The sequence below is a fragment of the Nocardioides sp. JS614 genome (assembly GCF_000015265.1).
GTDB lineage: Bacteria > Actinomycetota > Actinomycetes > Propionibacteriales > Nocardioidaceae > Nocardioides.
In genome coordinates this window covers 1,642,059-1,666,294 of sequence record NC_008699.1, presented here as the reverse complement: position 1 = coordinate 1,666,294, position 24,236 = coordinate 1,642,059, and the positions used below count along the sequence as shown (strand labels likewise).

Genomic DNA, 24,236 nt, shown 5'->3' with positions numbered 1-24,236 from the left:
TCAGCTCCGGCGCCGCTTCGGCAGTCCGGTGCCCAGCGGGATCACGGCGGCCGCGAACGCAGCGTCGTGGGCACCGTCGAGGGGCAGCGGCGTGAATCCGCACAGGCGGACGGACGCGTCGAGGCGGCGGCCGTAGTCCTGGGCGTTCCAGGCCGCCGGCACGGTGACGGCGAGTGCCGAGGAGAGCCGTACGAGGGATCGACCGCGCTCCAGCTTCTCGTCGGTCTCGTGTACCTGCTCGACGGCTCGTCGCTCCCGGGCGCGTTCGACGCGCCCGACCCTGCGTCGTACCTCGGCCGCCATCGTGGCCGACATCTCCGCCCGGCCGGTCGTGCGGTCGGCGACGGCCTGACCGATGGGGTGAAAGAACACCGTCAGCGCGCGGCGCTCGCCCACCTGGGACGGCACGAGCGCCCGGGCGAGCGCTCCCATCACCGCGCCCTTGCGGGGCAGCAGGATGGTGGTGGCGATCGACTCCCACTCGCCGTGCCGGTAGCAGCGCATCGCAGTCGTCGCCGTGGTCGGGCCAGCGGCGGCGACCGGCACCCCGGCGGCGATGTCGCCGTCGTAGCCGTGATGGATCACCGAGTCGGCGAGCGCGGGAGCGTCTCCAGGCTCGAACCCGGTCCTGATCGCGATGGCCAGGTCGGCGCTATCGAGCCATGTGACCTGTGTGCAGCCGATGGCCCCCATGAGTCGGGCCTCGACCTCCCCGAGGACGCCGTACAGGATCCGGGCCCGTCCGGTCACGCCCCGGCCTGCGCGTCGGGCGTCCTTGGCGACCGCGTCCTCGCGGACGACGACGGTGACGAACGCCTCCGTGCGGACGGCGGCGCCGTTGATCGAGGCGTCGAGCTGGGCGTGGATGCGCGCCGAGATCTCGGGCTCTGTAGCGCGGGCGTGCTGGCGTACCCACTCGGCTCGCTCCGTGCCGTCGTCGGGAACCGTGCGCACGCAGATGGCGACTACGTCGATCAGGCTGCTCGCGGACGCAGCCTCGAAGAGCTCGGACAGCCCTGCGCCCATCCGCCCGCGGTCCGCGTCGTCGGCCATGCCGATGCCGGGATGGACGACCCTTGCGGTCGCGGCCCAAGTGCGGGTGGCGTGGTTCTGGATGAGCGCGGGGCGTACGGCGCGCCCCGCCATCGGGGGTCCGTCGTGGATCTGGATGCCAGCGAGTACGCCGGGCAGGTCCGCCTCGGTCACGTCTTCGAACTCCCCGGCAGCCGCCTTCGACTGGAAGCGCGTCCATCCGGTGGCGCGGCCGATCACGTGACGGACCAGGACCCCGATCCACTGAGCGGCCGACCAGCCGCGCACGGGGACGCAGACCAGCGCGACGGCGACGAGCCACAGTGGCACGAGCCCGAGCAGCGCCCGCCACTGGCCGACCGACATGGCCAGCCAGCACGGGAACGCGGCCGCGAGCACGAGGAAGACCTGTGGGCCAGTGAGGCCGAAGAACCAGCCCTGCCTGTCGCGGCTCGTGGAAGCTCCGTAGACGGTCATGCCAGCATCGCGCCGTCCTCGGCCACGGCGGCCGCTTCGTCGGCGTTGGCGATGTGCGCCGGGTCGTTCGCGACGCCGCCCTCGTCGTGTCCGCGGCCGACGCGTGTCCGCTGCGGTGGTGGCTTGCCGGTGCGCCGGGGAGGCGTCGTGTCGTAGTAGCCCTGATGGCCGACGCCCGCCTGGCCCATGACGTCGACCGACATCGAGGCGCCGGTGGATGCGACCTTCCCGACCGCGTCCATGCCAGTGCCGACCACCTTGCCGGCGACGCCGAAGGCCTTGGCCGCACGGGACTGGAAGCGGTTGGCCGTCTCGGCGTCCGCACCGGTCTCACTCGCCGCCCGGCCGTCAGAGTCGACCTGGGTCGCGGCGCCGGATCCGTCGGCCTGTGCGCGCCTCCCTGAGATCAGGCCGGAGATGCCGCCGTTCGCGGCCAGGTTGGTCCGGAACGAGGCGCCCGACGCTGTGCCCGGGTCGACGAACGCCAGCAGTCGGAAGAGCACCATCGGGCAGAAGCAGGCGATCGCGAACACCGAGCAGCCGACGACGGCCATCCCGACGCTCGCCGCGTTGGCGTTGACGATGCCGCCTGCCAGCGAGCCAACCTGGGTCGTCGTACTCGCCTCCGGGAAGGAGGCTCGCGAGATCTGGACGCCGAGGCCGACCACCAGGGCCAGGAGTGGCGAGGTCAGGCAGGCGGCAACGAACCACCTGATCGACTTCCACATCCACGCTCGGGTGCCTTCTCCCAGCGCCCCGGCCGCGGCGACCGGCATGGTGGCGACAAGGATCAGCAGTGCAGCCTCGCGCACGAGCATGATGAGCAGATAGCCGAACGCAGCGGGGATCACGAGGAACAGCGAGCAGAGGCCGAGCACCGCGGCCTCGACCGTGCCGACGACCTGGTTTGGCAGCCCGGCCGAGGCGGAGTAGCCCGCGAAGCCTGGTACGTCGAGCAAAGTGCTGAGCAGCCCGCGGGTCAGTCCGGCGCAACCGACGATCAGGCCGCCGCAGACTACGACCCAGCCGGCGACGACGGCTCCGTACTGGACGATGCCCATCGCGAGTGCGCCAAGGGTCTGGCCGTCGCGGCGTACGGCGGCCAGGCCGATCTGGCCGAACCCGATGACGAGTGCCATGACCAGCGACAGCCACAGGGTCACGCCGTACAGATGGTTGAGGCCCGGGTCGGTGACGTCTGGTGTCAGGAATCTGTCGAGGACGCTGAACACCAGATCCATCAGCCACAGTGCCGCCGACCAGAGCGCCATCATCATCGAAGTGAACGTGTCGGCCAGGCTCTCCTTGACCTGGTCCCCGAGCCAGTGGAACGGGTTGAGGTCGATCATCGGGACGAGGTTCGTGATCACGGCTCGACCTCCAGCCACTGATACCCGGCGTCGTAGGAGGCCTGGGAGCCCGGCCACAGCGACGGGGTCGCTGCTGCCTCGTCGCCCGCCGCGATGACCCACCGGTCGCCCATCCAGGTCATGTGCTGGCAGTCGGCCGCCGCGATCCGGGCCGGCTGCCCGCCTCGCACCGTGACAGTGAGGATGAAGTCGACGCAGACGGTCGGCGTTTCGTCCTGGACCAGGCCCATGGCCGGTTCGAGCTGGATGGCCAGCTCGGTCGACCCATTCGCGGGGAGGCCGGCGGACTCGAGCAACGACTGGACCGCGGCGACACCCGACCACGAGTCTGGGGTCGGGCCTCCGGGAGCCGCCCAGGCTGAGATGACGTCCTGCGCCGTCACGACAGATCCGGACTCGATCGCTCGGCGGTCGATCGCGATCAACTGCGCCAGTGCACCCTCCGGCGACCTCGGGAACGTCGTGCCGACCTGCGCCTCTCCGAGGGAGCGGGGCTGCGGGATGTGGATGACGCCGGTCGATCCCCTCGACAGCGTGCCCGGCTGCGCACCATCCAGCGACGTATCGCCCCAGGCTTGATCTGCGGGTGCGCGCTCAGCAGTCTCGGCTTGCGTCGAGCCTTGGTCGCCGTGGAGCAGCTCGATGATTGACCAAACGATCCCGCCGACGACCGCGGCCATGATGCTCACCGCGACGACGAGAAGGACCTGTAGGCGCCGCCGGTTCCACTCGTCCGGCCCGGACAGCATCCGTGCAGCTGCGTTGCGCGCGGACATCAGCAGTTCCCGACGATCGCGTTGAGGATGCCGTAGATCGTCACGTAGCCGACGGCAGCCAGGACGGAGTAGATGAGGCCGGACGCGCCCAGTTGGGCGGCCCGGGACATGCTGCCGAGCTTGCCGACGACCAGCGCGCCGATCGACACGAACCCGCCGGCGATGATGACGGCCGCCACGCCGTACTTCACCCAGCCGAGCAGCATGTCGGCGTACCGGTCGATGCCGGTCGGCGCCTGGGCGCAGACGTCGTTGATGGCTTGAAGGATCATGCGCTGGCTCCGATCTCGTCCCGCTCCTCGCGGTCCAGGAGCTCGCGCAGGCGGATGGCCGAGCGGCGCGTGCTCGCGGGCAGGTCATCGGCCGACAACCCGTTGATCTCGAGTTCGGCCTCGCGCGGGAAGAACACGACCCGGTTCTCAGCCTCGGCGGCCATGAGCCGTGGTCCACGGGAGGCTCGTACGGTCGAGGGCCACTTGTTTGCGGCGACGACGGCGACCGCGTACGCCGACGAAGTGTCGAGCACCCGCTCGGCGCGAAGGACGCTGGGGATGGTCGCCCGCATGACCAGCACGTCAGACCGCTCGGGCCAGCCGCACTCGCCGGTGTCCACGACGACGCTGCCCGGAATGGCGTCGGCATCGGCGACACCGCAGGTGGGACGCACGACCCGGACCTTGCCTCGACGACCGCCGGACCATCCTCGTAGCCCGACGTCGGCACGTGCCTCGATCGTCGCGCAGGCACCGAACGACTCGTCGTCAGTGAGGTCGACGATCGTGGCGCCGCCGGCGTCACCGTTCTCAGCGAGCGCCTCGGCCAGGGCAACTGACACTGTGCTGGCTCCAGCGCCTTGGTGAGCACCGCGCACGCTCGTGCTCGCTCCCAGGAGTGAGGTCGCCATCCAGGTCGGAGGGGCTGCGCTTGCCAGTTGGCGGCGTACTGCGGCCACGAGATCGGCGAGGGCGACAGGCTCGGTGACGGCATTCATCGGGACGCCTCGCCCCTGACCCGGTGGAGCGCGAGCCCCTGGCTGAGCAATCTCGGATCGACCGTGCCCAACATGCGACGTGCCTTGGCGGACTTGCGGGCGAGCCGAGCCACCTCGTCGAGGCGATCGACGATGGCGTCGATGTCACCTGCGCGAAGCGTGTCGAACAGGTCGGCGACCCATTCGACGTCGCCGGCCTCGATCGGGAGCGTCTCTGGGGAAGGGCAGGTCTTCATGTCCCCTTCAAGCGCGCCAACGGGGGTGGAGTGGACAGTCATCACGCGACCTCGTCGAGGAAGTTCGGGGCTGCCACGCGGAGTTTCGCGATGGCTCGATCACGGGCCCGGGTCACGGACTTGGCGCAGACGCCGCGCGCCGACGCCGCCCGTTCCACTGCCAAAGTCGAGCAGGCTCCCCGCATCCACTTCGTGATGCGGGGGTTGTCCCGGTCGGCGTCGAGAAGCTCCGTGAGCAGTGCGACTTCGTCGTCACCGAGGACGCCGGTCCGTAGGGACCAGCAGAGGAGCGCCTGCAGCTCATCCTGGGGCCCGAGGTCGGTCACCTGGAGCTCCGCCCCGATCTGTCGCTCCATCACTGCTTCGAAGAGCCACGACTGGGGGTTGAGCGGGATCACCCCTCGCGTCTGCCACCGGGAGGGGTCGCGAAGCAACGCCGAGCGCACCGACTTCCTGGTCGCGTGGTGGATCGCCTGCGCATGGCGCCCAGTTCGCTCACGCCAGTCGTAGGCACGGATCTGCTCCCACATGGCGCCCGCGACGATGCCGTCCGCCTCGCCGTCGGCGGCGTACCAGAAGTGCCTGGCGATGATCCGGATGGAGGCGCCGAGTTGGTGGAGCACCGCGACAGCCGCGAGCTGGTCGTCGCCTCCCTCGGCCGCTCCCAGCCAAAGGAGGGCGCCGAGCGCCTGGTCCTCGGCCGCGCCCCTCAGGCGCCTGATATTGGCCAGCGAGTCGAAGGCTTCGAGTTCGGGTCGGGCGCGGCACCACGCTCGCCAGCGCTCGCCGTCGACGAGGTCGTCGAGTTCGCGGGGCGTGATGCCCGCTTGCGTGATCGAAGGCATCGGCGGAGTTCCTTTCCGTGGATCCAGGCGGAACTCCACGGAAGAAGACGGTCCTCACCGACACGCTCACCAACTGCCTCACCGGATGGCTCACAAACCGAAAAATCTTGAAATCCTCACGAGAGCCGGCTGCCGGTCCGAGGCCCCAAGTGACTCAATGGCCGGCTTGCCAGGCAACGTCGCTCCCATAGACAAGGCGACCGTGACGCACGGACGTCAGGTTGTAGGTCCCCAATCAAGACGGTCCTACAGGACCGCGTGGAACCATTCGGTCCCGAGCAGTCGGCGGCCCAGCGGTCGCGGCATGGCGAGGATGAGGCTGATGGTGCGGACGCCGCCGCTGGTTTGGGATGCGTGGGCTGCCAGCGCTGCGCGCTTTGCTTCGAGGTGGTTGCGGATATCGATCGAGTGGGAGATGCCTGTGCGAGGGGTGTAGATGTCGTTGCCGGGGATGGTGAGGCCGGGGAGCAGCCGTCCGAGGGGTCGGACGAGGCGGAGGATGCGCACCAGCCATGTCCTGTCGAGGGTGGCTTCGAGAAGCAGCGGACGGCGGTTGGCGAACTGCTGTGCGGCGCGGGCGATCCGGTGGACTTGGATGTGGTCGGGGTGTCCGTAGCCGCCGTTGGCGTCGTAGCCGGTGAGGATGTCGGCGTTCTCCTCGTTGAGGATCGTCGCGACTGCTTGGGCCAGTTCCGTGACGGGTGTGTCGACCAGCCGGCCTTGGCCGGTCGTGGGTGCGTTGGCCATGCCGGAGTCGGCGTAGCCGAGCCAGGCGATGCGCGCTGCTCCGACAGCTCTCGCGGAGGCGGCAGCCTCGCGGCGCCGGGTCTGCCCGAGGGCCCCCGGGGCGCGGGTCGCGGCGGTGAGCCCGGCGTCGCCGTCTGTCGCGAACACGAGCACGACGCGGTCGCCGGCGGCGGCTCGTTGGGCCAACCAGCCGCCGGTCAGGAGTGCCTCGTCGTCGGGGTGGGCGTGCAGGGAGACGATGGTGGCCATGGTGAGCTCAGGCTTCCGCCATCACTGGCACCGGCGCGGCAATTTCTTGGGTCAAGAGAACGGCGCGGCTGGCGGCCTTCAGGTAGAGCGCATCGGTTTGCCGGAGAATGTCGCTCCAGTCGAGCTTCGGGGCGACGCGTCGGTTGTGCGCGGTGAACCGGTTGCGGAGGCTCGGGTCGCGCACCAGGTCGGCGATCGCGACGACCATCTCGGTGTCGTTGGCGACCAGGATGCCGTCGACGCGGTCGCGGACGAACTCGCCGACGCCGCTGCGGCGGTGTGCGACGACGGGCAGGCCGGCGCAGCGTGCTTCGAGTGCGGCGATTCCGAAGGATTCCTTGGGGGCGGGTGCGACGTACAGCGAGGCGGCCTGTAGCTCCTCGAGCACCTGGTGTCGAGGGATGCGCCCGGTGATCCGCACGCGCTCGTCGAGGCCGCGTCGGCGCACCGCGCGTTGCAGCCGTCTGTGGAGCGGGCCGTCACCGACGATGACCAGCCGAACATCGTCGTTCGGAGTGAGTGCGCGGATCCGCTCGAACATGTCGAGCAGTTGGAGGGGTCGTTTGCGCGGCATCAGGCGCATCACGCTCACCACGGTGAGCGGCCCCTCAGCGGCCTGCGGCTCGCGCCGAGCGATGGGGGCCGGACGCGGTCGCCAGGAGTCGATATCGATCGCGTTGGGTAGCACCGCTACCTCGGCTCCGTTCAGCGAGCGTCGGAATGCTTCGGCGGCGGCTCCGCTGACCGCGGACCAGGCGACGGGCCAGCGTCGGAGGCCGGCGAGCGCGATGAGCCGGAGGAGTCCGCCGGCGCCGGCCCACATCGAGTGCACGGTGATGAGGGTGGGCATCCCGGCGGCCATCGCGGCGCGAGCGACCGCGATCCCGTAGGGCGACCACATGGAGATGTGGACGTGGATGGTGTCGTACTCGGTGACGGTGCCGCGCGCGACGACGGCGGGCATCCGGCGCACCCATGCCGGGTCGGGGCCGTTGCCAGGGGTGGGGGTTAGGACGTGGGCGTCGAGCCCGGTTGCCCGCTGGTGTCGGACGAGGTCGTCGACGTGGGTCTCGATCCCGCCGAGCCGCGGCAGGAAGACGTCGGTGACGTGCGCGATCCGGCGGGTCGGGCCGAGCGACCGCACCGCGTCCTGCGGACGCGCGGGAGTTCGGCGCTGGGCGAGGAACCAGATTCCGAGGACGCCGCCGCCGACGGGGATCTCGACGGCGAAGACGAACAGGCGATAGAGCACGGCCGCGGCGGTGACGCCGGCCGGGTCACCGCCGAGGGTCAGCAGGACGCCGACGAGGCCGAGGTCCGCGACGCCGACTCCGCCTGGGGTGAGGGGGACGATCGTGAAGAGCCGTTCGACGGCGAAGCCGGCGAGCACTTCGGGCCAGGTGGTTCCGGCGCCGGTCAGCTGCAGGCAGAACCCGAGGAGGAGCCATTGCAGGGCGACGTACCCGGTGATGCCGGCCGTCATTCGAACCCATCCGGAGGCGACCAGGCCGGCGCATTCGGAGCGGACGTCGTTGAGCCGGCCGGCCAGATCCAGTGCACGGTCGCGGCCGATCAGCCGCAGCCCGAACCGCAGCGTCTGCTCGATCCCGTGTCCGAGTTGAGCGGTTCCTCTCGGGCTGAGAAGGAGCACCGTTGCGAAAGCGGCAAGCCCGAGGAAGGCGATGCCGGCGAGCACTGAGGCGGTCTTGAGTTGGGGCGTGATCGTCTCGCCTGCGTGGACGAGTGCGATGACGCCAATCATGGGCAGGAGCAGCTTGGACGCGACGTCCCACAGGTTGGTGAGAAAGGTGTAGCCGGCGAAGGCACGGGTGTCGATGCCCCAGGCCTTCATCATCCGGCGGTTGAGCTCGACACCTGCGGCCCCGCCCAGGGGGACCACGTTGGCGACGGCGCTGCCGGTCACGTTGAGGGTCAGGGCACGGCGGTGGGTCAGGGCGGGTGCTGCCGCAGTCAGGACGAAGGAGTGGACGAAGAGCCCAAGGAGCCACAAGGCCACAAGGGCCAGCAGGGCCGGCCAGTGCACGGCCCGCAACGCCGGAAGCAGGCCGTGCCAGGAGACGTCGACGGTCCGAGGCAGGGCAACCGCAACCAGGATGAGCGCGAGAATCCAGGAGCCGAGGAACCGCAGGCGCCCCCACATCTGTGAACGGCGCGCGGGGGAAAGCGCGGCGCCGGCGAGCGCGTCGGGCGAGTGTTCGGCCGCGTAGGTCCCAGTCATCGTGGCCTCACGCCGGTCGCTTGGGCGGACTGGGCTCCCGGCGCGCTGGAGCGATGCGTGATCTCGCCGATCCGCCAGCGGAGCACGAGCGCGGCGGCCTCGCGGGCGACCTCGGGGCTCATCTTGGAGGCGCCGGCGGTGCGCTCGGTGAACGTGATCGGGTGCTCGGCTACCCGCAGACCGAGGCGTTCGCAGCGCCACGTGTTCTCCACCTGGAACCCGTAGCCGTTGGAGGCGGTGTCTAGGACTCCGGCCCTGACGAGTGCGTCGGTGCGCCAGGCCCGGAAACCCGAGGTGGTGTCCCGGGTGGACAGGGCGAGTACGCGGCGGGCATAGAAGTTGGCGCACCAGGACAGGACCCGTCGGCGAACCGGCCAGTTCTCGGTTGCGCCACCGGGGACGTACCGGGAGCCGAGCACCACCTCGTGGGTGTCCAGCAGCGCCAGCATCTCCGGAACCGCGGCGACCGGGTGGGAGCCGTCGGCGTCCATCTGGACGACCGCGTCGTAGCCGGCGGCGATGGCCGCGGCGAAGCCGGCACGGTAGGCGGCACCGAGGCCGTCCTTGGACGTGCGGGTGAGCAGGCTGAGCCAGTTCCCGAAGCCGTGGTGGGCGCGGACCAGGTCTCCGGTGCCGTCGGGGCTGTTGTCATCGACGACCAGGACGTCGACCGCCGGGCGCTGCGCGGTGCCTCGGAGCGCTTCGAGAGCCGCGAGCAGCCCGGGAAGTGCGCTGGCCTCGTTGTAGGTCGGGATGACGATCACGCACCGCATGACCGGACCGTAGGCGGGCGCCGATGAAGCAAGCATGAAGCCGGGACCCGGTTCGGTTAGTCCTCGCATTGCCGTGCCGGGGATGGTCGGCGGCGTACCCCAACGGTCCGCGGCGCCAGCCACCAGGCGACGGCGGCGATCGCGAGGCCGGCGGGGATGTCGACGGCAAAGTGCCAGCCGAGGTAAACGGTGGCCACCATCGTCCCGGCCAGGAACACCCCGAGCACGATGGTGGTGCGGCGCAGCCGGTGCCACCACGCGAGCCCCAGAATCGTGGCAGTCACGCCGACGTGCAGGCTGGCGAACGCCGAGACCTGCGCGAATCCGTCGCCCGCGTGGGGGTGTACGAGCAGGTAGTCGCGCTGCGCCAGGTAGCGGGCCTGGGTGTCCTGGATCATCATGTGCGGCAGGCCCGTGAAGTCAGCGGGTTCGGCGTGGAACGGCCCCAGCGAGGGGATCAGGTAGTACGTCGCGGTGCCGAGGATCCACACCCACACGAACGCCGCGATCCCGACGTAGGCATCCCGGATCCGCCGGGCCAGGACGACGGCGGCGGGGAACGCGAGCACCACGAGAGTCGGGAACGTCTCGTACCAGACCATCAGCACCCACGCCGCGGCCTGCTGCCCCAACAGGTCGTGCAGAAGGACGGCGGGACTGTGGCCGAAGAACAACCACCGGTCCCACCCGGTGAGCATCGCATCCCGCGGGGCGTTGAAGACGTCCCAGCTCTTGAGGTTGTGGTAGGTGAAGTAGGTCACGTGATAGGCCAGCAGCGCGGCCCAGGCGAGGGCCAGGCGCCGCGGCGTCCACCGGCGCCGGACGGTTGCCCACACCCGGCCTACGGTCCGGGGGCGACCGGCGCGGATGAGCGCGTCGAGGGCGAGGAGTCCGAGGAAGATCCACAGGGTCAGGAACACCCGGCTCACCAGGAACGCCCCGTGCGGATCGCGGAACGGGATGTCGACCTGGACCGACCGGGCGATCCCCACCCCGACGAAGCACACCACGACGGCCCACAGCCGCGCCGCGCGGACCCACGCCGACCGCGGCGTCTCGCGATCGGCCTCGACCGGTTCGGTGGCCGCTTCCCGAAGGGCGCTCACCTCTTGATCTCCTTCACGCCCGGACGGTAGGTGCCTGGGCATGAAGGCCGCATGAACAGGCGTAGGACATGCCGGCGGCTACGCAGCAGGCAGTGCCGCTGATGCGTCGGACTCGGGTGTCGTCGGCAGGAGCACCGTGACCGTCATCTGCGGCCCGTGGGCACAGGCGATCGGTGCGGGGTGACCGTGAATGGAGTGCCGCCCGTCGTGGCACAGCCGCAGCTCACCGCTCGCTCCGGTGACCAGCGCGTCGACCAGGGCGAGCCCGAGCCCCGACCCGGGGCGCGGTCGCGCGTCGTCCGCCCGGGCGAAGCGCTGGGTCGCGGTTGCCAACAGGCCGGGTGGCATGCCGACCCCGGCGTCGGTGACGATCAGCCGCGCCCACCCCGGGGCCGGTTCATCGACGCTCACCTCGACCGGCGGGGCCCCGTGGACGACGGCGTTGTCCAGGAGGTTGGTGACCACCCGCTCCAGCTCGAAGTCGGCCATCGGCACCGGCACGCGGCGTTCGGGCAGGGTGACGGTGATGTTCCCCGCGTGCCGGGGATCGGCGAGACGCCGTTGGTTGACCGTGCGGCTGGCGACGCTCACCAGGTCGCTACGCCCGGCGATGTGGTTGCCGTCGACCCGGCCGAGTTGGAGGAGCTGCTCGGAGAGCGCGGCGAGCCGGTCGAGGTCGACCTTGAGCTCGGTGAGGATGCGTTCGTGGTCGGCCGGGCTGCGGGGGCGCCGCAGGGCCAACTGGATCCGGCTAGTCAGCAGCGTGATCGGGGTGCGTAGCTCGTGGCTGGCCTCGGTGACGAATTGCCGTTCTCGGTCCAGGGCGCCCTCGAGGGTGGTGAGCATGTCGTTGAAGGTGTGCCCCAGGCGGGTGATCTCGTCCTCGCGCAGGGGCGGCACGTCGAGCCGGAGGCTGGTGTTGCCGGCCGCGATCGCGGCGGCACGGCGGCGGTACCGCTCGACAGGTCGCAGCGCGGCCCGGGCCAGTCGCTCGCCCACCAGGCCAGTAACGAGAAGAGCCCCGAGCCCGGCGACGGTGAGCTGCACGAGGAGTTCCCGCAGCGCCTCGTCGCGGTGATCGCGCCGTACCCCGACCAGCAGGTAGCGCTGGGGGGTCGCCGACAGCTCGACGACCTGCAGGCGATACGGCTCGGATGAGACGGGGAGGAAGTCGCCGACATCGAAGGTGCGTGGCGTCGTCGTCACCCGGTCCAGCTGTCGTGAGCTCAACAGGCTGGTCGCGCCGGCCGGACCACCGTGGTCGAGGACGGTGCCGTCCGCGTCGAGTACCTGCCAGGCCACGCCGGTGGCGTCGGCCGCCGTCCGGCTGCTCACCGCGCCGTTGGACCGCACCAGTGGCCTGAGCGTCTGGCTGGCCTGGGTGAGCTCGGTGTCCAGGCCGCGGTCCAGGGCGTAGTCGACGCGCCAGTACACGAACACCCCGGCACCGATCAGCACCACAAGGCTGGCGGCGGAGAAGCCGGCGACCAGACGGACCCGCAGCGGCAACCGGGAGAGGCGTGCCCAGAGCCTGCTCATCGTTTCCCGGCTGGGATGTCGAGCCGGTAGCCGACCCCCCGCAGCGTGGTGATGGTGTCGGTGCCAAACGGCTTGTCGATCTTGCCGCGGATGGCGGCGAGGTGAACGTCGATGACATTGCTGCGCAGGTCGGTCTCGCCGTCCCAGACCTCGTCGAGGATCGTCAACCGGGTCACCACCTGTCCGGCGTGCGAGGCCAGCAGATAGAGGATGTCGAACTCACGCGTGGACAAGATGATCTCGACGCCGCCTCGGGAGACCCTGCGAGCCCCTGGATCCACGACCAGATCACCGATCTGCACCGGCGCCTCGCCGCCGAGGCCACCACGCCGGTACAGCGCCCGGAGGCGGGCCAGCAGCTCGTCGAGGTCGAAGGGCTTGGGGAGGTAGTCATCGGCACCGGCGTCGAGCCCGTCGATGCGGTCCCGCACGTCCCCTCGGGCGGTCAACATCAGGATCGGTAGCGCCAGCCCGAGGCCGCGCAGCCGGCGGGCAACGGTGACGCCGTCCATGCCGGGCAGCATCCAGTCCAAGAGCGCCACATCGAAGCTGGTGTCGCTCAGGAGCCGGTCGTAGGCGACTCGGCCGTTGTGCACCACCTCGACCTGCCACCCGGCCTCGGCCAGTGACTCCTCCAGCAGGCCGGCCAGGCGGACATCGTCCTCGGCCACCAGAATCCTCATCGCACCGCCTCCATGCCGCCGCGCTGGCCCAGTCGTCGCCAGATGTGCCAGTCGCCGTAGGCCACCTGCTCAACGTAGTGCCGCACCAGGTACTGCTGCGCCTCGTCGGCCTCCAGCCCCCACGTGTCCAGGCTGTCGCCGGCCACAACGATCCACCGAGGAGCCGATGGTCCCGCCATCACCAGCCGCAGCTCGGTCAGCCGTGGATCCCGGACCCGCACCGGCAGGCTCCACAGGTGCTCATACGGACTGTGGAGTTCGCTGCCCGCGACGATGTCGGGATGCCCGAACCCGACGACCACCCCGTCGGAGGGCCGCGCGTGCTCGCGCAGGTACGACATCACCTGCGCATCAGAGGAGACACCGGCCGGCGTAGCCACATCGTGACCCCAGACAGCCAGGCTGGCCACCGCCGCATAGGCCACCGTCAGCGTCAACACCCGCTTCGACCACCGCCCGGGCCGGGCAATGGCGACCATCAACACCAGACCCGGCACCAGGCCGGTCAGGTAGTGCAGCCAGTAGCTGCCGCCCAAAGCGACCCCGCACAACTCCCAAACGACCATGGCCAGCACCGGCCACGCCAAATCTGGCCCGGGCATCAGCGACGGATCCACCGTCTCCTGAGTCGCAGGTCGCCGCCCCCGCACCACGCGGGCCAGCACCACGCCCCCAGACACCACCAGCACAGCGGCGGCGCCGCTGGCTCCAAAAGCCTCGATCAACCCGGTCATGCGCGCCGGGGTGGCCTCGGACGCCGAGGAGCCGATCACCCCCGAGGCCTGGAGGCGGAAGACCACGATCGCATCCCACAACCCCGCCACCGTCGTACCCTGCACCCACGCTCCGGCGACCGCCGCGGCCAGCACCCCCGTTGCGCCGCCCGCGAACCCGGCCAACCGGGGCCCAAGACCGGGTACCCGGCCTCGGGACAGGATGGCGAGTACGACGGCGAACACGAAGACGTCGATGACGTTCTGCTTCACCAGTGCGGCAGCCGTCGCGGACCCGCCGGCGGTGAACGCGAGCAGCATCGCGCGCCGCCCCGACGGCCGGCGCAGCGCCGCGAGCAGGCACAGCACGCCGAGGAGCACGAACGGTACCGCCAGCACTTCACCGTCGGTCTCTGGCATCCCGAAGAGCGGGCTGGACAACAGAGCGGCGGCCAGCACGATGGCAGCACGCCGGGACCACCCGGCCTTCGGGGCGACCAGATTGGCGAGGATGCCGGCGAGAATCACCGCGGCACCGCTCGCGGCAGCCCCGAGCAACTTGACCCCGGGCGCGGTGACGCCGGCCGCCGTCACGCGGGTAGGGCCGAGGTGGTCGGCCGTCGAGAACAGCCACAGCAACAGCGGGGGCCGGTCGACCCAATAGTCGCCATACAGCGAGCTACCCGGCCGCCAGTGCTGGGCCAGCAGCAGGAACCCACTCTCATCCGAGCCCAGCGGGGCGTGCAGGAACGGCAGCCACGCGGCCACGGTCACTCCGGCGGCGACCAGCACGGCCACGGCTGACCAGGCCCGGCCACCGGTGCCCCGGTCAGCCCCGGCGCCAGGTTCCGTGGGAGCCGGCCGCGAAGTGTCGTCGCTGAGTGAGGTGGACACGCTGGAACGGTAGGAGACGGTGAGTGAAGGTGCCGTTAATTCCGGCGCAGGCCGGGCGACCCGGCGACTGGCGGCTCCAGGCATCGCCACGCCCCGCCCCGTGTGACAGCCGCAGGAACCTCTACCGAGCCCCGGTGTGGCACCTCGGGGGCGACCCGTCGAGGCGTGGACGTCTAGATGGCGACATCGACCGGTTCACCCACGCCGCACGTGGTCGCGGCGCGCTCGCTAGCCTCTGCGACCTGGTCCTGCGCACTCGCGAACAGGGCGGAGGCGCGCAGGACGACCGCAACGGCGCACACGCACACGACGGCGACACCTCCGGCGACGAGGGCGGGTAGCAGGCGGGACGGGTCCTCATGCCCGTCGTTGAGGGTGTGCGGCCCCCGCAGCAGCTGCGCAGCCTGCAGCAGGGCGATCGCACCGAAGATGGCCCAGCCGCCCGCGTGTGCACGGCCGATCCGGCGCATGAGCAGCGTGGGCACCCACCGGACCGGCTTCCCGTCGAACTTGCCAGGCGGGCGACCACCGGTGAGGAAGGTCTTGTAGGTCTCGATGGAGGCGACCGCCATCCCGCCAGCGGACAGCACCAGCGTCACCCAGTCCTGGGTGAGCAGCGACAGCGGTACCGCCCACGCGGTCGCGACCAGGGGGCTACGCAGGAACTTCCAACCGCTGAACCCCTCGATCGGGGCGTCCTTCCAGGCGCCACCGATCGCGGTCAGCCAGCCACCCAGCCCGCCGACGGTCAGCCCGACCAGCCATCCGGGCACCTCGCCCGCCTGCTGTTGGGCCGCGTGCACCAGCCACCCGATCACCACCATCGCGGCGATGACCGCCAGGCCCACGGCCCACCGCACAACCGTCGCGTCGATGGGACGGCCGCGGAAACCCAGGCGCATCGGGATCGTGTACGCGGCCTGGTCGTCGGATCGGACGATCGACTTCCACCACTCGGTCGCCAGCCTCTCCAGGGTGTAGACCACCCCGAGGGCCGGCAGGATCACCACGGCAACGCCGCCCGCGCGGGTGGCCGTACTGGCCACGACCACGAGCGCCGCGACCGCGGCCAGCGCGACGGTGCGCACCTGACGCAACGGGTGATAGCCCTCGTACGGCGAGTCCTTGAACGCCCCCCAGGTCGACACATGCAACCCGACGGCAGCCGCGAGAGTTGCGGCAAGCAAGAGTGACGGGGTGGAGAACGGGATCAACGAGCACTCCTCGTGCGCTGCGGTTCACCGACAGCTGAGCCGGCGGAGGTGGTGGGCAACGAGCACGACTGCGTTTCGGCGTCGACACCGGGATCACGGGCGAGGCGGTGCAGGCCGATCAGCATGAGCGTGATCCCGATCCCCTGACCGGCGAGGTCAAGCGGACGATGCGCTGGGGTCTCGGAGAAGACCACGATTCCGAAGGCGATGGCGACCAGCACGTCGATGATGTTGAGAAGCGGCATGGAGGCCGACAGGCGCGCGGCGCGATAGGCCCGTTGATTCAGCACGACGCCGGCGACCCCGACGAGTGGCACCAGCCAGGTGGGCCACGCGGTGAGTACTGCCGCGAGCTCGGCGGGGAAGCTTGTCGCCGTCGCGCCGGCGGTGGCCGCGAGCTTGACCAGGCCTGCGCTCAGGCCGAACAGCACGCCCGAGGCGGCGCCGTAGCCGGTGGCTTGAGCAATTCCGGACCGCCCCTTGGCCCACCGGCTGGCAGCCAGTGCCGCGGCGGCACCGACGAGGGTGGCAACCGCGGCGCTGCCCGTCGCGGGATGCGCGGCCAACGGCGCGGTGGGATGGACGGCGAGGAGGAATGCGGTCAGTCCGGTCGCGGTCAGGGCGACCGTCCCTAGTTCCCCGAGGTGTGGGAGTCTCCGCTCGAGCGCGGCACGGATCGGGACCGCCAGGACGATGCCGGAGACCACGACCGGCTGGACGACAACAAGGAGGCCGACGCGCAGCGCCCAGGCGTGCAGCGCGAACGCGACCAGGGCGATCGCCTGCCCGACAACCCACCACGGTTGGCGCAGCAGCGACGCGAAATGTCCCTCGCCCCGGCCATGATGCTCCTCGGGACCGCGATGACCGCGGGGGTCGCTCGTTGTCAGTGTTGTGTTCGCGTGGTGCTGCAGGGATGTCGAAGTGGCGAAGCCGGCCGCCGCGAGGATGGCGACCAGGAGCCCGACGACATTCATGGCCGGGAACCTAGACAGCCGTCGATGAACGAGGCATGAAGGCTTCGCTGCGGGTACCCGGCGCTGCGGCCTGCCCGGTCGCCTTTGGCAGCTAGCTTGCCCACCGCAGTACGCCGGTCGGTGGATCAGCCGAGCGGGCGGCTGCGCGACGCCACACCGTCCGCGACGTCGGTATGCCCACCCGGCGCTCCAATGGCGTCGGCGGCCGTGCGACCAGCAGGAGCGGGTGGTGTCTGGGACTGTTTGGCCGCTCGGTCAACAAGGTCGCGGGCGATGGGAGCGCCTGCGGCAAGCAGGACCGCGCCCAGCGCCGCGGCGAGCTGGATGTTCCCGGTGCCCGGAACGTGGAGCGCGGGGTCGAGCGGGGCGAGGAGGCCGAGCACGCCCACCAGCGCGGTCAAACTTCGTCTAGCCCAGGCCGGCAGGCGGCAGCAGGCCAGCAGCGGAAGACACCACAGGTAGTACCAGTAGTTCGTCACCGGGCTGAGCACGGTGGTCAGCAGCATGGCGACCGCGGCCGCCCCGAGCGCGGCGCCTGGCTCACCGGTACGGCTTCGGCACAAGATGACGCCACAGGCCCCGATCAGCACCACGATCCCGATGACGTCGACCACCGGCGCCGCGTTGTGACCGGTGAGCCCGCTGACCCAGGTGCCGACGTCGTAGGTCAGCGACAGCGGGGTATGCAGCACCAGGGTCGCATGGATCGTGATGAGCCACCCCACGCCGAGTCCGGCGAGCACGCCGATGACGCCGGTCGTGCCGACCGCGAGGAAGCCGACCCGTGCTCCGGCTCGCAGCCGGGCTGCTGTGGTCGCTTCGCGCGGGAGCGCAACCAGGGCGACGCCGAGACCGGCGACCACCGCCGGTGCCTTGACCGCGGTGGCCAGCCCGATACCGACCGCTCCGGTGAACCAGCCCGAGGCCATCGCTCGAGCACTCTCGCGCCGCCTTGGCAACGTCTGAGACGGTAGACTGAACATGAAGGCCAGGGCCGTGGCCACCAAGCCGACCATCACCAGATCGAGATGGACACCGCCCACCCCGTGGGCCAAGACGAGCGGGCTGGCCACGAGCCACGCCGCACGCGCCGGGTGCCGGCCGGCGATTCGGGCAAGCCGTGGCGCGGCGTACATGAGCATCCCGAGCCCCAGCAGCGCCAGCAGCCGGTAGGCCGCCAACAGTAGCCACGGGCTCGCCGTGAACCTGCTGAACGCCCCGCCCCACAGCAGCGGCACCGGACCATATGGCGCCGGCGTGTCTCGCCAACAACTGCAAACCGCGTCGATGAGCGGCCCGTGCAGCACCGACGGCGGCACCACATAGGGCGACATGTCGTGCCCGGTGAGGTAGCCGTAGGCGGCATAGCTCCATCCGTCGCCGCTGAACATGGGCGGGGCAAGCAGAAGAGGCACCGACCACGTGAGGCCCGTCAGGGTTACCCGCCTGACGCCCGACTCCTCGTTCTTCACAGCGACACCCAGTGCGAACCAGGCGAGGGTGAGAACCGTGACACCGGTGAAGCACAGGACGAGCCCCCACGTCCGCGCCCCATCCGATGCCCGCAGGGCGGTGAGCGCGGCGCCGAGCGGCGTAGCACGCAGCAACGCAGGGGGCGTCGGCATCGGCGCGTAGGCGTATGAGCCGATGGTCATACAGGCCGTGGCGAGAAGGCCGCCGAGAAGGTTGAGTCGCTGGCCGTGCCCGCGGCACCAACGCAGCGAGGGCGGACGGACGCCAGGCGCCCGTCGCCGCCTCTCCCGCCCAATCGGCTTGGCCTGCAAGTCCCGCCGCCTTACTGCCGGATCGCCGCGGAGCCGACCGCGCGGTCACGAACGGCGCGGTCCCGTCCCGTGCGACCCGCCACCGCTCACACCAACGGGGAATCGGCCGACGCTGCGCCGCCCCGCGTGCCGTGTCCGCCGAGCCCCGCATCACCGTTCCGGCGGCGCCCCGATCCGTCGCTGCCGCCGATGCTCTCGGGATTGCTTGTGGCGGTGCGGGTCCTAGCCCTGCGACGGCCGATCGCGTGGGCGATGAGCAGCAACGCAATCACCCCGAGGGTGACGCCGATGCCGGCAACCGACATGTCGTGCTCGACCACGTGCCAACTGCTCCCGGCCAGGTACCCGGCGAGCGCCACGGTCGCGCCCCACAATGCGCCGCCGGTGACGTTGGCGAGCGCGAAGCGTCGATACGGCATACCCGCCATGCCGGCCAGGCCAGGAATCATCACGCGCAACGCGACGGTGAACCGGCCCAAGAAGACCGCCCAGCCGCCGCGCCGTGCCAGGGCGACCTCTGCGCGATCCAGATGCTCGACCTTGACGAACCGGCCCAGGGTGGAGTCGAGGATCCGTCGACCCCAGCGGCGCCCGACGAGGTAGCCGACCGCATCCCCGGCGATCGCGCCACCGACGCCGGCCGCCAGCACGCCGCCCAGCGGGACGTGACCCTGGCTGGCCACGACGCCACCGAGGAGGACCGCCAGCTCTCCGGGGAAGACGAACCCGAGGAAGGCCGAGGACTCCAGGGCGGGCAGTGCGAACACCACCAGCAGCGCCACCCATGCCGGGGTCGCTAGCAGGTGCTCGATCAGGCCGGTCATCACGTCGCCCGCGAGCCGGTGGTCAGCAAGGCACGCGCGGGGGTTCGCGCCAGGAGCTCGACCAGCCGCACGATCAGCGACCGGGCAAGGAGGAACGACACCACCGCCACGACGGCCCCGACGACCAGGCCGGCGGCGACGTCGAGGGGGAAGTGCGCGCCCACGTACACGCGGGTGAAGGCCATCAGGACCGCGAGCGCGGCGGTGACGAGTCCGAGCCTGCGGTGCGCGAGCAGCACTCCGGCTGCCACGGCTCCGGCCATCACGGCGTGGTCGCTCGGGAAGGAGTAGTCGCTGCTCCGCGAAACCAGGATCATCGCGTGCGGGAGCACCATGTAGGGCCGAGGCTCGGCGACCGCCGAGGCCAGCGGCTGGTTGACCCCCAAGGCGACCAGAGCACCCACGGGCGCCCACAGCGTCGCCGCGACGCGGCGCAGGTCGCCGTCGCGGCGGGCCAGCCACCACGACACCAGCAGCAGGCCAGCGAACAGCTCGACACCGTACTCGGCATACAGCCGCGCCGGCGTGTGCAACCACGGCGTGACCCGTGCCAGGTGATTGACCGCATCGAACCAGGCCTCCTGAGCCGAACCCCACACCACGGATCCAGCGCTCGTGCTCACGACGTCGTCCTCCATCCCGCAGCCCGACCGGCGACCCGCGTCCGGACGAAGGTAGACACGCCCGCATGAAGCAGCCATGAAGCGATCGATCCGGACCTTCACCTGCCCTTCACCCGGGTGGGGTCACGCTGCGGACCATGGATCAGGACACCCACGCCCCCGCAGACCCGCGGTCGCGGGCCGGCCCGGGCACCAGTCGCGGACCCATCCCAAGGCGGGGCGGCTCAACCACCGCGCGCCAACAGCCGCACGGATGCCGCGGGCGGGGTGCTGTCGAATGAGAGGCCTCGTGGTTCCGCTGCTGCTCGGCCTCAACTGGATGAATCCGGACTGGCTACTGCAGCAGTTCGGCCCGTCATTGGTCTGGGTCAGCCTGCTGATGATCTTCGTCGAATGCGGCCTGCTGTTCCCGTTCCTGCCCGGCGACACGCTGCTGTTCGCGCTCGGGCTCTTCGTCGCCACCGGCGACATCTCGCTGCTGTCGGGAAGCCACGGCGTCGAGCTGGCGCTCGCGCTCGGCATGTTCACGGCCGCCGCATTCCTCGGCAACATTGCGGGGTTCGAGATCGGCCGCCTCATCGGGCCGCGGCTCTACCGACGCGACAGCCGCCTGCTGCGGCGCCGCCACCTCGACAAGACGCACGCATTCTTCCAACGCCACGGCAATCGAGCGATCGTGATCGGCCGCTTCGTCCCCTTCATTCGCACCTACATCACATTGACCGCCGGCGTTGCTCGCATGGAACGACGCCGATTCGTCCTCTGGAGCGCCCTTGGAGCGACGGCCTGGGTCGCCAGCATCACTCTCCTCGGATACTTCCTCGGCACCACGGTCCCGTCGATGAAGGACAACATCGACTCCGCCATCCTCGCCATTCTGGCGTTCTCAGCACTGCCGGCCGCCTATCACTGGTGGCGCCGCCGCCAGACGCAGACCTGACGCCTGCTCTGGAGGCGTCCCGGCCCAGGACGGACTTTCCGGCTTCACGTGGCCTTCACTCGACCAAGGCCATCCTCACCCTCATGACCATCCAGACAGTGCCTCCCGCGGCGGCGCCGCTGCTCGCCCTCACGCCCGGAGCGCCCGCACCGCGCGTCGCCGTGATCACCGGCAGCTACGGCGCGGGCCACAACTCCGCGGCACGCGAGATCGCCCGCGTCCTCACCACCGCGGGGTGCGAGGTCGCGATCCATGACGTCGTGACGCTGCTGCCGTGGAGGATCGGGCCGATCCTGCGGCGCGTCTACTACGCGCAGCTGCGGCGGCGTCCCAACTCCTGGGGAACCACCCTGCGGCTGCTCGAGCCGGGCCGCGCGGCCCACCGGTTGGTGACGTGGCTGCTGGCCTTCGCCGCCGCCCCCGTCGTCGAAGCCACTCGCGGCTGTGACCTCGTGGTCACCACCCACCCGTTCGGCGCCCAGGCCCTCGGGCACGCCCGAACGACCGGCGACCTCGCCGTACCCGCAGTTACCTACCTCACCGACACCTCGGTCCACCCGCTGTGGATCCACCCCAGGGTCGATCTCAACCTCGCCATCCACGACGTCGCGGCAGCCGAGGCACGCCGCTGGGGCGGACGAACCGACGTCGTTCGGCCACTCATCCCGACGCGTCGCGAGGCGCCCGCGCCGATCCACGGTGAACCGAGAGCCGCAGACATCACGGGCCCATGGGCTTTGGTCACCGGCGGCTCGCTGGGCATGGGCCAGCTGGCGGCAACCGCGCGCGACATCCTCGAGGACGGGCAGATGACACCGGTCGTGCTCTGCGGGACCGACGACCGGCTTCGTCGTCGCCTCGCCCGGATCCCCGGCGTGGTTGCGCTCGGCTGGCGCGACGACATCCCGGATCTGATGGCGGCCTGCGACTGCATCGTGCAGAACGCGGGTGGCTTCACCTCGCTGGAGGCACTGGCCTCCGGTAAGCCGGTGATCACCTACCGGCCCCTGCCGGGCCACGGCGTCGCGAACTCGGCCAACCTGGAGGCGGCGGGCCTGATCCCCTGGGCCCGCACCCCGGAGGAGCTCGCAGTGTGGATGGCGGGCGCCCAAGTCGCCCCCCGCCACAACCGCCTCCCCATGGACGCCCCCGACCTGCTCGACGTGCTCACCGGCCGACATGCTGCAACTGTCGCCGCATGAGCAGCCGGCTTCAGGCCGCGCTGGGCGTCGGCGCACTCACCGTCGCGGCAGGCCCCGCCGTGACGGCGATCGGCCCGCTCCGCCAACGTTGGATGCGTCGCCTGTCGGGAATCAGCAGCCGACCCCACATCGCACTCACCTTCGACGACGGGCCGGACCCGGTCAGTACACCTGCGTTCCTCGAGCTACTCGCCGAACGCCAGCGGCAGGCGACCTTCTTCGTGCTCGGCTCCCAGGCCGTCGCCCATCCCGCGCTGGTCCAGCGGATCATTCAGGAAGGGCACGAACTGGCCATCCACGGATGGATACACCGCTGCACCCTGACCGTGCCACCCGCGCGCCTGACCCGCGAGCTACGGGACGCGCAACGAGCCGTCGAAGACATCACCAACACCGCCGTCAGCTGGTACCGACCGCCCTACGGCGTGCTCAACACCGAAGCCCTCCTCGCGTGCCGAAACCTCGACCTGACCCCCGTGCTGTGGACCGCCTGGGGACGAGAATGGGAACGATCCGCGACCCCAACCACCATCGTCGCAACCGTCACACGCACCTTGCGACCGGGCGGAACCATCCTGCTCCACGACACCGACCTCCACGCCCCCCACGGCGACTGGCGTCACACCCTGCACGCGACAGAGCGCCTCCTGGGCGGACCGCTCGCCTCGGCAGCCGTCGGCCCCCTCCGGGACCACTGGTCCAGCGGTTCCTGCGAGAATCTGTCCACGTGACGCAGACACCCGCGAGCGCCGCCACATCGACCACTCAGAGCGGAGCATGGTCGCCGTGGCGAACGGTCCTCGCCTTCGGCCTCGTCAGCTTGGCCGCCGACATGGTCTACGAAGGCATGCGGGCAACGGCCGGACCCTTCCTCGGCACCCTCGGCGCGTCTGCGCTCACCGTGGGCCTGGTCACCGGCGCCGGCGAAGGCATCGCGCTGGTACTCCGGCTGGTCACCGGCGTCTGGGCCGACCGGAGCCACCACCACTGGCGGCTGACCGTCCTCGGCTACGCCATGACCGCCGTCTGCGTCCCGCTGCTCGCGATCACCCCGTTCATCGGCGTTGCCGGGCTCGCCGTCGCCGCAACCCTGATCCTGCTCGAGCGCACTGGAAAGGCCGTCCGCAGTCCGGCAAAGTCCGCCCTGCTTGCACGGATGGCGACCGCGACCGGCCGAGGCAAGGGATTCGCAGTCCACAAGGCCCTCGACCAGATAGGCGCCTTCTCCGGACCGCTCCTCCTGGCCGGAGTCGCGGCCGCGACCGGTGTGCTGTGGCCGGGCTTCGCGATCCTGGCGATTCCCGGGGCGCTCTCCCTCGTGCTGCTGGCACAGCTGCGCCTTCGGGCACCGATCGTGACCGAACCCGAGCGCGACGACGCGCCCCTTCCGGCAACGAGCGCGCTCGTGGCTGTCGGCAAGGCGGTGGTGGGCAGCGATCTGCCGCGCGCGTTCCACCTCTTCGCCCTGGCCACCGCGATGATGACTGCTGGCCTGATGACGTTCGGGGTCATCTCATTCCGCCTCGTACAAGACGGGCTCCTGGCCGCAGCCGCCGTCCCCCTCGCGTACGCCCTCGCCATGGCCGTCGAGGCCATTGCCGCCCTCGGCACCGGGCACCTCTTCGACCGCCGAGGTGGTCGCGTCCTGCTGGCCGTCCCGGTTCTCGTCGCGATCGTGCCACTCTGCGTCTTCGCTACCCAACTGTGGCTGGTGCTCGTCGGCATCGTCGTGTGGGGCGTCGCCACCGGCATCCAGGACTCGACCGTCAAGGCCTACGTCGCCGACCTCGTCCCCGCGCCCCGCCGAGCCACCGCCTATGGGGTCTTCGCCGCCGTCCAAGGACTCGGTGCGCTCGCCGGCGGTGGCCTCGCCGGCGCGCTGGTCACCGGTCACGTCCCGATCCTGGCAGCCGTCATCGGCGGGCTTCAGGCGGTCGCGTTCATGCTCCTGATGCGCCTCACCCGTCGCGAGTCCGGGGCGCCGGCCGAGTCGCGCTGACCG

23 protein-coding genes are annotated in these 24,236 nt (G+C 70.7%); 4 read left to right on the top strand and 19 right to left on the bottom strand.

The features are described from left to right. The 19 genes from NOCA_RS09360 to NOCA_RS09270 form a co-directional block, all read right to left on the bottom strand. Window positions 1-1,509 carry an SCO6880 family protein gene (locus tag NOCA_RS09360; RefSeq protein WP_011755033.1) on the bottom strand — a complete coding sequence of 503 codons (1,509 nt, stop codon included), beginning with the start codon at window positions 1,507-1,509 and terminating at the stop codon, window positions 1-3. Continuing rightward, a complete protein-coding gene (locus NOCA_RS09355; RefSeq protein ID WP_011755032.1) occupies window positions 1,506-2,879 on the bottom strand; it encodes a hypothetical protein in 1,374 nt (457 codons plus the stop codon). Before NOCA_RS09355 ends, NOCA_RS09360 begins: the two co-directional genes overlap by 4 nt. Beyond that, complete coding sequence (locus NOCA_RS09350; protein ID WP_011755031.1) at window positions 2,876-3,655, bottom strand: hypothetical protein; 780 nt, start codon at window positions 3,653-3,655, stop codon at window positions 2,876-2,878. The genes NOCA_RS09355 and NOCA_RS09350 overlap by 4 nt, the downstream gene beginning before the upstream one ends. Then, window positions 3,655-3,927 carry a hypothetical protein gene (locus tag NOCA_RS09345; RefSeq protein WP_011755030.1) on the bottom strand — a complete coding sequence of 91 codons (273 nt, stop codon included), beginning with the start codon at window positions 3,925-3,927 and terminating at the stop codon, window positions 3,655-3,657. The genes NOCA_RS09350 and NOCA_RS09345 overlap by 1 nt, the downstream gene beginning before the upstream one ends. Beyond that, window positions 3,924-4,490, bottom strand: a complete 567-nt coding sequence (locus tag NOCA_RS09340) for a hypothetical protein (RefSeq protein WP_041546429.1) — start codon at window positions 4,488-4,490, stop codon at window positions 3,924-3,926. The genes NOCA_RS09345 and NOCA_RS09340 overlap by 4 nt, the downstream gene beginning before the upstream one ends. Before the next feature lie 152 nt (window positions 4,491-4,642). Then, window positions 4,643-4,927, bottom strand: coding sequence for a hypothetical protein (locus tag NOCA_RS09335; protein WP_011755028.1), 285 nt, complete (start codon window positions 4,925-4,927; stop codon window positions 4,643-4,645). Beyond that, entirely contained in the window at window positions 4,924-5,766 is an 843-nt protein-coding gene (locus NOCA_RS27035) for a hypothetical protein (protein WP_140404106.1), read from the bottom strand. The genes NOCA_RS09335 and NOCA_RS27035 overlap by 4 nt, the downstream gene beginning before the upstream one ends. A gap of 207 nt (window positions 5,767-5,973) precedes the next feature. After that, window positions 5,974-6,723 carry a PIG-L family deacetylase gene (locus NOCA_RS09325; protein ID WP_011755026.1) on the bottom strand — a complete coding sequence of 250 codons (750 nt, stop codon included), beginning with the start codon at window positions 6,721-6,723 and terminating at the stop codon, window positions 5,974-5,976. Window positions 6,724-6,730: 7 nt separating this feature from the next. Continuing rightward, the gene (locus NOCA_RS25680; protein WP_011755025.1) at window positions 6,731-8,962 is read right to left on the bottom strand and encodes a glycosyltransferase; all 2,232 of its coding nucleotides are present in this window, start codon (window positions 8,960-8,962) and stop codon (window positions 6,731-6,733) included. Then, a complete protein-coding gene (locus NOCA_RS09315) occupies window positions 8,959-9,735 on the bottom strand; it encodes a polyprenol monophosphomannose synthase (protein ID WP_011755024.1) in 777 nt (258 codons plus the stop codon). Before NOCA_RS09315 ends, NOCA_RS25680 begins: the two co-directional genes overlap by 4 nt. A gap of 56 nt (window positions 9,736-9,791) precedes the next feature. Next, window positions 9,792-10,841, bottom strand: coding sequence for a phosphatase PAP2 family protein (locus NOCA_RS09310; RefSeq protein ID WP_011755023.1), 1,050 nt, complete (start codon window positions 10,839-10,841; stop codon window positions 9,792-9,794). 78 nt (window positions 10,842-10,919) lie between these two features. Next, window positions 10,920-12,380 (bottom strand): ATP-binding protein, encoded by a 1,461-nt coding sequence (locus NOCA_RS09305; RefSeq protein WP_011755022.1) that lies wholly within the window; start codon window positions 12,378-12,380, stop codon window positions 10,920-10,922. Continuing rightward, on the bottom strand, window positions 12,377-13,063 hold the full coding sequence (locus NOCA_RS09300; protein WP_011755021.1) for a response regulator transcription factor: 687 nt from the start codon (window positions 13,061-13,063) through the stop codon (window positions 12,377-12,379). Before NOCA_RS09300 ends, NOCA_RS09305 begins: the two co-directional genes overlap by 4 nt. Continuing rightward, window positions 13,060-14,670, bottom strand: coding sequence for a hypothetical protein (locus NOCA_RS09295; RefSeq protein WP_238383443.1), 1,611 nt, complete (start codon window positions 14,668-14,670; stop codon window positions 13,060-13,062). The genes NOCA_RS09300 and NOCA_RS09295 overlap by 4 nt, the downstream gene beginning before the upstream one ends. Window positions 14,671-14,843: 173 nt before the next feature. Next, the gene (locus NOCA_RS09290) at window positions 14,844-15,818 is read right to left on the bottom strand and encodes a hypothetical protein (RefSeq protein WP_011755019.1); all 975 of its coding nucleotides are present in this window, start codon (window positions 15,816-15,818) and stop codon (window positions 14,844-14,846) included. A 62-nt stretch (window positions 15,819-15,880) separates the two neighbouring features. Further along, entirely contained in the window at window positions 15,881-16,861 is a 981-nt protein-coding gene (locus NOCA_RS09285) for a DMT family transporter (protein WP_011755018.1), read from the bottom strand. Between the two features lie 125 nt (window positions 16,862-16,986). Further along, window positions 16,987-18,516 (bottom strand): polyprenol phosphomannose-dependent alpha 1,6 mannosyltransferase MptB, encoded by a 1,530-nt coding sequence (gene mptB, locus NOCA_RS09280; protein WP_011755017.1) that lies wholly within the window; start codon window positions 18,514-18,516, stop codon window positions 16,987-16,989. A gap of 215 nt (window positions 18,517-18,731) precedes the next feature. After that, window positions 18,732-19,469 (bottom strand): DedA family protein, encoded by a 738-nt coding sequence (locus NOCA_RS09275; RefSeq protein WP_041546426.1) that lies wholly within the window; start codon window positions 19,467-19,469, stop codon window positions 18,732-18,734. Next, on the bottom strand, window positions 19,469-20,092 hold the full coding sequence (locus tag NOCA_RS09270) for a phosphatase PAP2 family protein (protein ID WP_011755015.1): 624 nt from the start codon (window positions 20,090-20,092) through the stop codon (window positions 19,469-19,471). The genes NOCA_RS09275 and NOCA_RS09270 overlap by 1 nt, the downstream gene beginning before the upstream one ends. A gap of 289 nt (window positions 20,093-20,381) precedes the next feature. On the opposite strand from NOCA_RS09270, the gene NOCA_RS09265 reads away from it, so the two are divergent. The 4 genes from NOCA_RS09265 (at window position 20,382) to NOCA_RS09250 (ending at window position 24,233) form a co-directional block, all read left to right on the top strand. After that, the gene (locus tag NOCA_RS09265) at window positions 20,382-21,032 is read left to right on the top strand and encodes a DedA family protein (protein ID WP_011755014.1); all 651 of its coding nucleotides are present in this window, start codon (window positions 20,382-20,384) and stop codon (window positions 21,030-21,032) included. A gap of 83 nt (window positions 21,033-21,115) precedes the next feature. Further along, window positions 21,116-22,234, top strand: a complete 1,119-nt coding sequence (locus NOCA_RS09260; RefSeq protein WP_011755013.1) for an MGDG synthase family glycosyltransferase — start codon at window positions 21,116-21,118, stop codon at window positions 22,232-22,234. Then, entirely contained in the window at window positions 22,231-22,965 is a 735-nt protein-coding gene (locus NOCA_RS09255) for a polysaccharide deacetylase family protein (protein ID WP_011755012.1), read from the top strand. Before NOCA_RS09260 ends, NOCA_RS09255 begins: the two co-directional genes overlap by 4 nt. Then, entirely contained in the window at window positions 22,962-24,233 is a 1,272-nt protein-coding gene (locus NOCA_RS09250) for an MFS transporter (protein WP_011755011.1), read from the top strand. Before NOCA_RS09255 ends, NOCA_RS09250 begins: the two co-directional genes overlap by 4 nt. Window positions 24,234-24,236: the final 3 nt, after the last annotated feature.